Origin of the sequence: Nocardia sp. NPDC058244 (genome assembly GCF_042882065.1) — a bacterium.
GTDB lineage: Bacteria > Actinomycetota > Actinomycetes > Mycobacteriales > Mycobacteriaceae > Nocardia.
On record NZ_JBHVWX010000001.1, the window covers coordinates 939277 to 951133 of the forward strand.

The following is an 11857-nucleotide window of genomic DNA, read 5'->3' on the forward strand; positions in this document are numbered from 1 at the left end:
GTCAGCGCCGGGTGTAGCGGCGAATGCGGTAGCGGAGACCGGTTTTCGATTCCTGCCACGGGGTTTCCGGCGCCTGCCACTCGGGGCCGATGACCGGGGCGAACGCGTCGCCCGCCACCCGCGTGTCGACCTCGGTGACCAGCAGCGTTGTCGCCAGGGGGAGCGCGGCGCGGTAGATCTCGCCGCCGCCGGCCACCCAGAGATCACCCGGTCCGGCCAGGGCCAGCGCGTCGGGCAGCGAGGCGGCGCGTTCGGCGCCCTCGGCCGCCCAATCGGTCTGGCGGGTGACCACGATGTTGCGGCGGCCCGCCAGCGGACGGTAGGCGGCGGGCAGCGAGTCCCAGGTGCGCCTGCCCATGATCACCGGATGACCCATGGTGGTGTCCCGGAAATTGGCCATGTCCTCGGGGAGGCGCCACGGGATGGTGTTGTCGACGCCGATGACGCCGTCGGCGGCCTGCGCCCAGATCAGGCCGATCTGTCCGCTCACACCGCCACCGGCGCCTTGATGGCCGGGTGGTGCTGGTAGCCGGTGAGCTCGATGTCGTCGTAGGTGTAGTCGAACAGGCCCGCCGCCGGGCGCAGGCGCAGCGTCGGGAACGGGTAGGGCTCGCGGCCGAGCTGCTCGCGCGCCTGGTCGACGTGGTTGTCGTAGATGTGCACGTCGCCGCCGGTCCAGATGAACTCGCCCGGCTCCAGCTCGGTCTGCTGGGCCACCATCAGGGTGAGCAGCGCGTAGCTGGCGATATTGAACGGCACGCCGAGGAACAGGTCGGCGCTGCGCTGGTAGAGCTGGCAGGAGAGCTTGCCGTCGGCCACGTAGAACTGGAAGAAGGCGTGGCACGGCGCCAGAGCCATCTTGTCCAGGTCGGCCACGTTCCAGGCCGAGACGATCATCCGGCGCGAGTCCGGGTCGGTGCGCAGGGTGTGCAGCACCTGGGCGATCTGGTCGATGTGGGTGCCGTCGGGCGTCGGCCAGGAGCGCCACTGCACGCCGTAGACCGGTCCGAGCTCGCCCTTGGCGTCGGCCCACTCGTCCCAGATGGTCACGCCGTGCTCCTGCAGCCAGGACACGTTGGAATCGCCGCGCAGGAACCACAGCAGCTCGTAGGCGATCGACTTGAGGTGGACCCGCTTGGTGGTGATCAGCGGGAAGCTCTCGGCCAGGTCGTAGCGCAGCTGATGACCGAAGATGCTGCGGGTTCCGGTGCCGGTGCGATCGGCTTTGGGGGTGCCGTTCTCCAGCACGTGCCGGAGCAGATCCTCGTACTGCGTATCAGGGGTGGCCACGCCTGGCGATTCTACGGTGCGCGGCACCTGGCAAAGTCTCCGCGTATGCGCAAGCTCTACGTGATCGGCATCGGTGCCGGTGACCCCGACCAGGTGACGATGCAGGCGATCAAGGCCATGCGACACGCCGACGCCTTCTTCGTCATCGGCAAGGGCGCCGAGAAACGGGAACTCGTCGAGGTGCGCACCGCGATCCTGACCGAGCACGTCCCTGGCCCGCACCGGATCATCGAGATCACCGACCCGCCGCGCGATCGCACCCCCGACGACTACGCCGGTGTCGTGCGGGACTGGCACGAGCGCCGTGCCGAACTGCTCGAGGCCGCCTTCGCCGAGGTCGACGGGGTCGGCGCGATCCTGGTGTGGGGCGACCCGGCGCTCTACGACAGCACCCTGCGCATGGTCGAGCACGTGCTGGCCCGCGGCCGCGCGGAGTTCGACTACGCGGTGATCCCCGGCGTCACCAGCGTCGCCGCGCTGGCCGCCCAGCACCGCGTTGTGCTGCACCGCATCGGCGAGCCGGTCCACGTCACCACCGGACGCAGGCTTCGCGAAGAGGGTCTGGGCGCGGGCTCCACGGTGGTGATGCTCGACGGCGACTGCGCGTTCACCGAGATCCCCGGCGACGACGTGCACATCTGGTGGGGCGCCTACCTCGGCATGCCCGACGAGACCCTGATCGAGGGACCGCTGCGCGAGGTCGAGCAGCGGATCGTGGCCCGGCGCGCGGAGCTGCGCGCCGCCAAGGGCTGGATCATGGACGTATACCTCCTGCGCGGCCGATGACCGATAAACTGGCCGGGTGCCCGAGCTACCCGAGGTAGAGGCGCTGGCGCAGTTCCTGCGGGATCACGCCGTCGGCGCGGTGGTGGGACGAGTCGACGTGGCCGCGCTGAGCGCGGTGAAGACGTTCGACCCGCCGGTCACGGCGCTGTCCGGACGCGATGTCACCGGGGCGGGGCGCTGGGGCAAGTTCCTCGGGATGGACTGCGGCGGGCTGTGGTTGATCACCCATCTGTCGCGGGGCGGCTGGCTGCGCTGGGTGGACGAACCGAATCCACTGCCGCCCAAGCCGGGCGGGAAATCGCCGCTGGCCCTGCGGGTGCACTTCTTCACCCCGGAGGGGGCGACGCCGTCGATCGACCTGACCGAGGCGGGGACGAAGAAGCGGCTGGCGGTCTATGTCGTCGACGATCCGAAGGCGGTGCCCGGCATCGCGCGGCTCGGACCGGACGCGCTTGCGGTCACCGAGGACGAGTTCGCCGCGCTGCTGGCGGGCACCTCGCAGCGGATCAAGACCGCGCTGGTCGACCAGACGCTGATCGCCGGCATCGGCAACGCCTACTCCGACGAGATCCTGCACACCGCCAAGATCTCGCCGTTCGCGAATACGAGAACGCTGGCGGCGGACAAGGTCTCGCAGCTCTACACCGCGATGCGCGAAGTCCTGCTCGACGCGGTCCAGCGCTCGGTCGGGCAGGACGCGGCCCGGCTGAAGGGTGAGAAGCGGTCGGGCATGCGGGTGCACGCGCGCACCGGGCTGAAGTGCCCGGTATGCGGTGACACCGTACGCGAGGTGTCCTACGCGGAGCGTTCGTTCCAGTACTGCGCCACCTGCCAGACCGGTGGCAAGGTGCTCGCCGACCGGCGGATGTCGCGGCTGCTCAAGTAGGGCTCAGCGGTCGCGCCACGCCTCCAGCAGGCGCAGCCAGAACTCGCTGACGGCGGGAAACGACGGCACGGCATGCCACAGCGTCTCCAGCGGCACCCGGCCGACCACCGCGATGGTCGCCGCGTGCAACTGCTCGCCCATGTCGGGACCGACGAAGGTCGCGCCGAGCAGGCGGTCCGAGGCGGTGTCGACGACGAGTTTCGCGCGGCCGCGGAAATCGTCGCGGGACAGCGACGAACCGGCCACGGCGATATCGATCTCGACGGTGCCGACCGCGTGCCCGGCGGTGCGCGCCTCGTGTTCGGTGATGCCGACGGAGGCGAGTTCCGGTGCGGTGTAGACGACCTGGGGCACCTGCTGGTGGTCGGCGCTCGCGGTGAACCGGGGCCGGTCCAGCGGCCTGCCCTCGGCGCGCGCGGCGATGACGTCACCGCACACCCTGGCCTGGTACTTGCCCATGTGGGTCAGTGCCGCACGGTGATTCACGTCGCCGACGGCGTAGAGCCAGTCGCCGGGCACCCCGCGCACGGTCAGCTGGTCGTCGACCTCGACGTAGCCCGCGGGCAGGCCGACGGCGTCGAGGCCGAGCCCGTCGGTGGCGGGGGTGCGGCCGGTGGCGACGACGAGTTCGTCGACCTCGAGTTCGCCGTCGTCGAGGACCAGGGTGACCGGACCGCCGTGGATGCGGCCGACACCGGTGTCGGCGGGGTCGCGGCGGGAGATCAGCGACGGTTCGGTGTGCAGCCGCACCGTCACGACGCCGGTGTCGCGCAGGCCGCGCAGCACCAGCTCCGAGGCGAACGGTTCGGCGCGCGGCAGCAGGCGGTCGCCGCGGACCAGCAGCGTCACCTCCTCGGCGCCCAGCTCGGCCAGCCAGGTGGCCGCCTCGCAGGCGACGACGCCGCCGCCGATGATGGCGACCCGGCGCGGGACGACCGTCAGATTGGTGACGTCGCGGGAGATCCACGGCAGGGCCTCGGCGACGCCGGGAACGCGCGGAATGGTGGCGGTGGTGCCGGTGGCGAGCACGACCGCGTGCCGGGCGCGCAGGACGCGCACGCCGTCCTCGGTGGCGACTTCGACGAGCCGTTCGCCCAGCAGCCTGCCGGAGCCGCGCACCGGGTCGATGCGGGCCGATTTCGCCCAGTCGACCTGGGAACTGTCGTCGCGATCGTGGGTGAAGGCGTCGCGGCGGGCCAGCACGTCGGCCACCTGCGGGCCGCTCGCGGTCACCCCCGGCATCGCCCGGCTCAGGCCGAGGACCGCGCCCGAGCGCAACAGCGCCTTGCTGGGGATGCAGGCCCAGTAGCTGCACTCGCCGCCGTACAGCTCCCGTTCGACGAGCGCGGCGGTGCGGTCGCTGCCCGCGATGGCGTAGGCGGCGGCGTTCTCACCGGCCGGGCCCGCGCCGAGGACGACGACGTCGTATTCGGCGTCGGTCACTGCAGATAGCCCTCGACCTCACGCGGGGACCGCATCTCGGTGTCGTTGGGGGATTCGTCGGCGCCGGAGCGGGCGCGGCGCTGCCGCAACAGATCCCACGCCTGGTCGAGCATCACCTCCAGCTGGGCCAGCTGCTGGCGTTCGGCGACCGGGTCGATCTCGCCCGCGGTGGCCTTGGCGCGCAGGGCGTGCTCGTCGTCGACCAGTTGCTTGATCCGCGCCAGAATGTCCTGATCGTTCATGTGCTCACCACTTCGATGGTCGGAGGGTAGTGCCCGAACAGCGACCCGCACCGGGTCGGGGTCCATGCTACGACCGTGCCGGGTGGCGGCGCGGCGATCAGCGGCGCTACCTGGGGAGATCGGGCCGGGCGGCGGCCAGGCAGTCGGCCGCGATCGGCACCGCAGCGGCCAGTTCGGCCCGGCTCGGCGCGGTGTAGCCGATGGCGACGCCGAACCGGTACTCCGCGCCGAGATGATGCCGGGCGAGGCCGTCGAGCAGGACGCCGCGGGCGCGGGCGGCGGCGATCGCGCGCTGCTCGGCGGCCGCGTCGGGGAGCTCGACCACCACGTGCGAGCCGGCGTCGTCACCGACTACCGGCAGGCCGTGGCGGGCGAGCGCGTCGACCACCAGGGCGCGTCGCGGCGGCACCACCCGGCGCAGCCTGCGCAGGTGCCGGGCCAGGTCGCCGTGCCGGGCGAACTCGCTGAGCACCCGCTGGCCCGCGGGACTGGGGGCGGTGCCGGTGTCGGCGCGGTGGGCGAGCACCGCGTCGGCGATCTCGGGCCCGGCGACGAGCCAGCCGACGCCGAGGGTGGTGGCGATGATCTTGCTGGTGGTGCCGAGATGCACGACCACGTCGGGCGCCATCGCGGCGAGCAGCGGCAACGGCGCTGTGTCGTAGCGCAATTCGCCGTCGTAGTCGTCCTCGATGACGAAGCTGCCCGTCGCCCTGGCGAATTCGATCAGCTCGACCCGGCGCGCGGCCTGCATCCGCGCGCCGAGTGGAAACTGGTGCGCCGGTGTGCAATAGACCGCGCGCACACCGGTCGGGATGAGGTCTACGCGCAGTCCGTCGGCGTCGACCGGCACGGGCAGCACGCGGATGCCCGCCGCCCGCAACGCGCCGACGGCCCGCTGATAGCCGGGGTCCTCGATCGCGACGGTGTCGCCGGGACGCAGCAGCGCCGAGGCCAGCTCGCCGACCCCCGCGCTGGTCCCGGCCGTGGCGAGCACCATCGAGGCGGTCCCGGCGGCCAGGCCGCGATGGCGCAGCAGGTGCTCGGCGACGGCGACCCGGAACGCGGGTTCGCCCGCCCGGTCCTTGCGGGCATCGGCGGGTTGGTCGCCCGCCGCGCGCCAGGCCCGGCGCCAGGCGGCCGGGTCGACGGCGTCCGCGCACGGCGCGCCCGGACCCAGATCGAGCAGGCCCGCGTCGGGATCGGTGTCGCCACCGGGAGCGGTGCGCGGCGGCGCGGCGGCGGGGGCGGTGCGCAGATAGGTGCCCGACCCGCGCCGCCCGGCGATCCAGCCTTCCGCGTGCAGTTGGTCGTAGGCGGTCGACACCACCGCCCGGCTGACCCCGAGCCGCTGGGCGAGGGTGCGCGAGGACGGCAGCCGCTCGCCGACGCGCAGCACCCCGCCGGTCGCCGCGGCGCGCAGGGCATCGGCTACCTGCACCGACAGCGGTTCCGGCGCGGTCCGGTCGAGCGGAATCGGCAGATCGTCGAGCATCGCCCACCTCGAATTGGCCTGTTGATCTACTGCCGAAGTGGACCTGTCTGTGGTCCACTTGATCGGCGAAGCTCATCTTATGACCACGCACGACAGCACCCGCACCCCCTTGTCGCCGACTCCGCGCACCACTCTGACGCGGTCCAAGGAACGTGGCCGCGCCGACCGCGCCGAGCTCGACGCGGTGCTCGACGCGGGCCTGGTCTGCCACCTCGGCGTGCTGCTCGGCGGCTCGCCGGTGGTGCTGCCGACCGTCTACGGCCGCGCGGGCGACACCCTCTACCTGCACGGTTCGACCGGTGCGGGCAACATGCGCGCCGCCATCGGGACCGAGATCTCGATCGCGGTGACCCACGTCGACGGACTGGTCTACTCGCGCTCGGCCATGCACTTCTCGATGAACTACCGGTCCGCGGTGATCCGGGGCCGCGCGGCGCTGGTCACCGACGAGGCCGAGCGCGACAACGCGCTGCGGGTGATCGTCGAGCACGCCGCGCCGGGCGCCTGGGACCGGGTGCGCCCGCCCAGTCGCAAGGAGATGGCGGCCACCATGGTGCTCGCGCTGGATCTCACCGAGGCCTCGGTGAAGGTGCGGACCGGCGGCCCCAACGACGACGCGGCCGATATCGAGACCGGCGGCGTCTGGGCAGGGGTGCTGCCGCTGCGCCAGGTCTGGGGCGAGCCGATCGACGCCGCCGATCTGGAACCCGGCGTCGCGGTGCCCGCCGATGTCGCGGCCCGGGTGACGCCGAGTCCGGTGATCGTCGGCTGAGGCGGCCTCAGCGCGGTGCCGCGCTCAGGGCCATCAGGTCCTTGGCCGACACCTCCGGCAGGTACGCCTTCGTCAGCGCGATGCCGATCCGCGGCAGGTCGGCCTCGTCGCGGTAGCACAGGAACACCGGTTCGTGGCGGGGCTGGAACTTCGCCTTGAACGTGTGCAGCGACCGGAATCCGTAGTACGGCTCCATGGCGGCGCCGAGTCCTTCGAGCAGTCGATCGATCGGCTCGGCGTCGTCGGTGCCCGCACTGCGCGCCAGCGGGGCGCCGGAGAGCGAAACGATCTCGGCGCCTTCCTCTTTGAACGTCTGGCAGGCCGAGGCGATGAGGAACTCGATGACCGGCCGGAAGCCGTCGGGCCGCCTGCGCATGACATCGAGGGTCCAGCCGCGGATCTCGCCGCCGGCGGCGTACACCGGCAGCCACGAGGTGACGCCGTGCACGCTGCCGTCGGTGTCCATCGCCAGGCCGACCCGCACCTCGGGATCGAGCGCCTCCTCGACCCCGCCGAGCGTGAATCCCATTTCCGGCAGGCCCTTTTCGCCGACCCACTCCTCCGAGATCGCGCGCACCTGCGCCAGCACCGCGAACGGTTCCTCGGCGAGATGGACCATCCGGAAGGAGATGCCCTCCTTGTTCGCCTTGTTGATCGCCGACCGGATGTCCTGCCACGGTTTGCCTTTGAACTCGAGCTGCGGCAGGTCGACGATCGTGTCCTCGGCGATCTGCGCACTGCGCCAGCCGAGTTCGCCCGCCAGCTCGGCGACGGCACCGGTGGTGGAGAACAGGCAGGGGACCAGGCCGTCGGCTTCGCAGCGGTCGGTGAAGCGGGCGAGGGTGTCGGGCAGCAGGTCCGGCGGGCCGACCGGATCGGTCAGCACGATCACCGTGCCCGCGTGCCGCTGGTAGGCGACGCAGCGTTCGCCGTCGGCGGCGAACCAGTACTTGTTCTCCGGCCAGGTGATCATCCACGACATGGTGCTGCCGCCGAAGCGGGCCAGCAGCGCGCGCGCCGCGGCGCCGGGCTCGGTCCCCGACAGCGCGCCGCCGGTGATCTTGCGCCGGTTGGGCACCCGGAACGCGCCGCGTCCGCCGTAGAGCAGGGCCACTTCGCCCGCCCACAGCAGCGCGGTGCCGACGGTCACCGCGCCGGTCGTGGCGTAGTCGGTACCCATGGCCACCCCGAGCAGCACCAGGGTGAGGACCACGTGCACGGTGCCGTAGCCGATCGCGATCCACCAGGCCCAGCGCCTGCCCTTGCGCAGCTGATCGGCGATCACCGCGATCACCGCGACGGTCACGATCGTGCTCCACAGCGAGCCGCGCTCCTCCCCGGTCGGGCCGAGCAGGCTGTCGGTCGGGAAGAAGTACACCAGTACCGAGACCGCGGCGATCAGCAGCAGCCCGATGAAGGCGAGCATCCGCACCTCGCGCCGGGTGCGCGGCCAGAAGCCGTGCTCGGTGGTGCTGAACAGCTTCTCGCCCAGCGGGAACCACAGCGCCACCGCGATCAGGTGCGTGAGGTCGGCGAAGGTCGACTCGAACAGGAAGGTGATCGACACGTGCGCCGCCAGCACAGCGCGCACCCGCAGCCGCCAGGGCGAGCGCAGCGTCGCCGAGGCCGCGGCGATCGCGGCGAGGGCCGCGGTGGTGAATCCGACGTCGCGGACCTCGGCCAGCCGATCGGCCCAGCCGAGATGGGTGTGTTGCAGCACGCCGACGAGCACCGACGCGACCAGCACGCCGGTGAGCTGGGCGCTGACGCAGACCAGCGCGGTGCGCGCAGTGCCGAGCCGCCACTCGGCCCAGCCCACCGCGAGCGCGAAAAGCACTGTCATGACGGCGTACTGGAACGGGGTGAGTCCGAAGAACCAGCCGGACACCGGGGTCCACCACTTGCCCTCGGTGAGCGGCGGCCAGCCGTAGGCGATGTCGGGGAACCAGGACCTGGCGTCGAGCCGCCGCCAGAGGCCACCGGTCGCGAGGCCGAGGACGATCACCAGGACGAGGAAGCCGACCGTGAACGGCACGCGCCGCAGCACGGTACCGGCGGTGGCGAGTGCGCCCGGCGGGGCGGGCGCGGTGGCAGCTGTGTCGTCGTCCATCGATCCACCCTTTGCTGCGAGTGCGCCACGCGGACGCGGTGAAGTCGTCTGTGTACCGTATGTCATCGTGGCCGCGTGCGGACCCGGGTCCGCACGTCGAGGTGGCATCTGTGGAGGTCAGCGATGTCGAGGATCACCGATCTGTCGTTGCTCGCCGGATGGCTCCCGGTGACGCTCACCCTGCTCGGCGTCCTGGGTGCGATGTGGTTGCTGTGCGCGCGGTCGCGGCGCTACGTCACGACGACGATGCCGATCGTGCTGCTGGCGGCCGCCGTGGTGACCGTCGCGCTGTACCTGTTCGTCGAAGAGGTGTGGCGGCCGTTCCCCGATCCGATCGCGGTGTCGGTCTACGCGCTGATCGGCGTCGGCGTGGCGGCGGCGCTGCTGGTGGTGCCGCGAATCCTGGTGCGCCGCAGGGTGTGGACCGCGCTCGTGACCCTGCTCGCCGCGGTCGCGGTGCTGGTGGCGGTCGGTGTCCGGATCAACCTCGTCTACGCGTCGTATCCGACGGTGGGTTCGGCCCTCGGCATCGACGACATCCAGCGCGTCGACGCGAGCGCACTGAGCCGGACCGCGGAGGTGGTGAGCGGGCGGCCGCTGGAATCGGTGTGGACCGAGCCCACCGGACTGCCACCCGGCGGCAAGGTGCTGACCGCGACGGTGCCGCCGACCGAGTCCGGGTTCACCGCCCGCGCCGCCGAGATCTATCTGCCACCCGCCTATTTCGCCGATCCACGGCCGCTGCTGCCGGTGCTGGTCCTGCTCGCCGGTCAGCCCGGCGCGCCCGACGACTGGATCGTCGGCGGGCAGCTGGTCGAGACGATGGACGCCTTCGCCCGCGCGCACCACGGGCTCGCGCCGGTCGTGGTGGTCGCCGACGGCACCGGCAGTCAGCTGGCGAACCCGCTGTGCCTGGACTCGCGGCTGGGCAATGTCGCCACGTATCTGGCCGTCGACGTGCCCGCGTGGGTGCGGGCGAATCTCCAGGTCGACCCGGATCCGCGCGCCTGGGCGGTGGGCGGACTGTCCTACGGCGGAACCTGCGCGCTGCAACTGGCGACCAACTATCCGCAGGTCTATCCCACCTTCCTCGACCTGTCCGGGGAGGACGAGCCGACGCTCGGTGATCGCCGGCGCACGGTCGACGCGGCCTTCGGCGGCGACACCGCCGCCCTGCTGCGGGTCAATCCGCTCGACCTGCTGCGCAGCCGGTCCTACCCGGACTCCGCCGGCGCGTTCGTGGTCGGCGCCGACGACGACATCTATCGCCCGCAGGTCGAGCGGATGTACCAGGCGGCGAAGGACGCCGGGATGGATGTCCGGCTGCGGGTGCTGCCCGGCGGGCACAGCTTCGCGCTGTGGTCCGCCGGGCTGCGCGATCAACTCCCGTGGCTGGCCACCAGACTCGGCCTCACCGGATAGCGGATCAGCAGCGCGGCGAAGGCGAGCAGCCAGCCGCTCCACAGCAGGTAGCCGAGGAAATTGGTGAGCCCGGCCGCCTCGACGCCGAGCGGGACCAGCACGCCGGTCGCGACGGCGGCCGCGCCGAGGTAGCCGAGGACGGCGAACCAGCGGGGGACACGGTCGCGCAGCGCGCGGACGACCAGGACCGTCCACAGCGCGGTGAGGGTGTAGCCGGCGGTCTCGCCGATGACGGTGCCGAGGACGGTGTTGGCAGTCTCGAAGGTGTCGATCGCGGGGGAGCCGGGGCCCTCGGTGGCGACCCGGTCGGCGAGCCGGGGGACGAGCAGCGGCCAGCGCAGCAGGCCGACCGTCTGGACGATCGCGGCCGCGATGCCGACCCGCACGGCCCACCGCATGGTCGGTGCGTCGTCGAGTTTGCCGACCAGGACGGCCAGCGGGGCGAAGGCGCAGGCCGCGGCGGCGAGCAGGGTGAACAGCGCGACGACGGTGGTCTGCTCGGCGCGGAATTTCGCGAGCGCCTCGGTGGCGGGCAGGTGCAGGACGTCGGGGTAGTCGAACGACACACCCAGACCGGTGAAGGCGAGGTTCATCAGGAGCGGGGCCGCGATCAGCAGCGTGATGGCGGGCCATGGCTTGGTGCGCATGAGATTTCCATTCTGGCTGTACGGGGTACAGGTAGCTGTACGGGGTACAGTCCATCGCATGCCGGAGGAGAAGTCAACAGGTCGGCGCGCCGCGGCCGGTGCGCCGCGGCCGACGCGGCGGTCGTTCACCGAGGGGCAGGTCGTCGACACCGCGCTCGACCTGCTCGACGAAGGCGGGCCGAGCGCCCTCTCGATCCGGGCCGTGGCCGGGCGGCTGGGCGTCAACCCGAACGCCGTGTACACCTATGTCGCCAGCCGCGCCGACCTGGAGCGCGCGGTGATCGAACGGGTGCTCGCCGCGGTGCCGCTCGGCCCGCTCGTCGATCCCGGCGTGGAGTGGACCGCCGCGGTGATCCAGTTCGCCCTCGGCCTGCGCGACCAGCTGCTGGCGCATCCGGCGGTCGCCACGCTGATGATGTCGGGTCCGATGGACGGCCCGGCGGCGCGTGATGTCGGCGAGGCGATGTTCGGCTGTCTGGCGCGCGGCGGGCTGCCCGCGCAGACCCGGGCGCACGGGGTGTACGCGGTGATCGTGCAGGTACTCGGCGCGGTCGCGCTCGAGGTCGCCGAGACCGACGGAAAGCCGCCGCTACCACCGGAATCCGAGCGGATCGCGCTGCGCAGGGCCGCCCTGGACGAACTCGACGGCACCCGATGGCCGCGCACGGCCGCGCACCTGGACGAGATCGCCGCGTGGAACTCGGTGGATCAGTTCGTCTGGGGGTTGCGGGCCTTGCTCACCGGGATGACGGCGAGCTGAGGGCGAG

Annotated in this window: 12 protein-coding genes; 5 read left to right on the top strand and 7 right to left on the bottom strand. The window is 72.0% G+C overall.

Annotated features, from left to right (window positions below):
• Window position 1 precedes the first annotated feature (1 nt).
• Complete coding sequence (locus ACFVW6_RS04355) at window positions 2-490, bottom strand: dihydrofolate reductase (protein ID WP_355273585.1); 489 nt, start codon at window positions 488-490, stop codon at window positions 2-4.
• Window positions 487-1290 (bottom strand): thymidylate synthase, encoded by an 804-nt coding sequence (locus ACFVW6_RS04360; RefSeq protein ID WP_378823726.1) that lies wholly within the window; start codon window positions 1288-1290, stop codon window positions 487-489. Before ACFVW6_RS04360 ends, ACFVW6_RS04355 begins: the two co-directional genes overlap by 4 nt.
• Before the next feature lie 45 nt (window positions 1291-1335).
• On the opposite strand from ACFVW6_RS04360, the gene cobF reads away from it, so the two are divergent.
• Window positions 1336-2076 carry a precorrin-6A synthase (deacetylating) gene (gene cobF, locus ACFVW6_RS04365; RefSeq protein ID WP_378823724.1) on the top strand — a complete coding sequence of 247 codons (741 nt, stop codon included), beginning with the start codon at window positions 1336-1338 and terminating at the stop codon, window positions 2074-2076.
• Between the two features lie 16 nt (window positions 2077-2092).
• Window positions 2093-2962, top strand: a complete 870-nt coding sequence (locus ACFVW6_RS04370; RefSeq protein WP_355273576.1) for a DNA-formamidopyrimidine glycosylase family protein — start codon at window positions 2093-2095, stop codon at window positions 2960-2962.
• 3 nt (window positions 2963-2965) lie between these two features.
• Here ACFVW6_RS04370 and ACFVW6_RS04375 read toward each other — a convergent pair whose 3' ends face one another.
• The 3 genes from ACFVW6_RS04375 to ACFVW6_RS04385 form a co-directional block, all read right to left on the bottom strand.
• The gene (locus tag ACFVW6_RS04375) at window positions 2966-4405 is read right to left on the bottom strand and encodes a dihydrolipoyl dehydrogenase family protein (protein WP_378823722.1); all 1440 of its coding nucleotides are present in this window, start codon (window positions 4403-4405) and stop codon (window positions 2966-2968) included.
• Window positions 4402-4647: a DUF2630 family protein gene (locus tag ACFVW6_RS04380; RefSeq protein WP_355273570.1), complete on the bottom strand. Its 246-nt coding sequence runs from the start codon at window positions 4645-4647 to the stop codon at window positions 4402-4404. The genes ACFVW6_RS04375 and ACFVW6_RS04380 overlap by 4 nt, the downstream gene beginning before the upstream one ends.
• Before the next feature lie 106 nt (window positions 4648-4753).
• Window positions 4754-6139, bottom strand: a complete 1386-nt coding sequence (locus ACFVW6_RS04385; protein ID WP_378823718.1) for a PLP-dependent aminotransferase family protein — start codon at window positions 6137-6139, stop codon at window positions 4754-4756.
• Window positions 6140-6218: 79 nt separating this feature from the next.
• Here ACFVW6_RS04385 and ACFVW6_RS04390 point away from each other — a divergent pair, with 79 nt between their 5' ends.
• A complete protein-coding gene (locus ACFVW6_RS04390; RefSeq protein WP_378823716.1) occupies window positions 6219-6911 on the top strand; it encodes a pyridoxamine 5'-phosphate oxidase family protein in 693 nt (230 codons plus the stop codon).
• 7 nt (window positions 6912-6918) lie between these two features.
• Here ACFVW6_RS04390 and ACFVW6_RS04395 read toward each other — a convergent pair whose 3' ends face one another.
• A complete protein-coding gene (locus ACFVW6_RS04395; RefSeq protein ID WP_378823714.1) occupies window positions 6919-9021 on the bottom strand; it encodes a bifunctional lysylphosphatidylglycerol flippase/synthetase MprF in 2103 nt (700 codons plus the stop codon).
• A 123-nt stretch (window positions 9022-9144) separates the two neighbouring features.
• Between ACFVW6_RS04395 and ACFVW6_RS04400 the strand changes: the two genes are divergently transcribed.
• Window positions 9145-10443, top strand: coding sequence for an alpha/beta hydrolase-fold protein (locus ACFVW6_RS04400; protein ID WP_378823712.1), 1299 nt, complete (start codon window positions 9145-9147; stop codon window positions 10441-10443).
• Here ACFVW6_RS04400 and ACFVW6_RS04405 read toward each other — a convergent pair.
• The gene (locus ACFVW6_RS04405; RefSeq protein ID WP_378823710.1) at window positions 10401-11090 is read right to left on the bottom strand and encodes a DUF4386 family protein; all 690 of its coding nucleotides are present in this window, start codon (window positions 11088-11090) and stop codon (window positions 10401-10403) included. The genes ACFVW6_RS04400 and ACFVW6_RS04405 overlap by 43 nt on opposite strands.
• A gap of 58 nt (window positions 11091-11148) precedes the next feature.
• Here ACFVW6_RS04405 and ACFVW6_RS04410 point away from each other — a divergent pair, with 58 nt between their 5' ends.
• Entirely contained in the window at window positions 11149-11850 is a 702-nt protein-coding gene (locus tag ACFVW6_RS04410) for a TetR/AcrR family transcriptional regulator (RefSeq protein ID WP_378823708.1), read from the top strand.
• Window positions 11851-11857 lie beyond the last annotated feature (7 nt).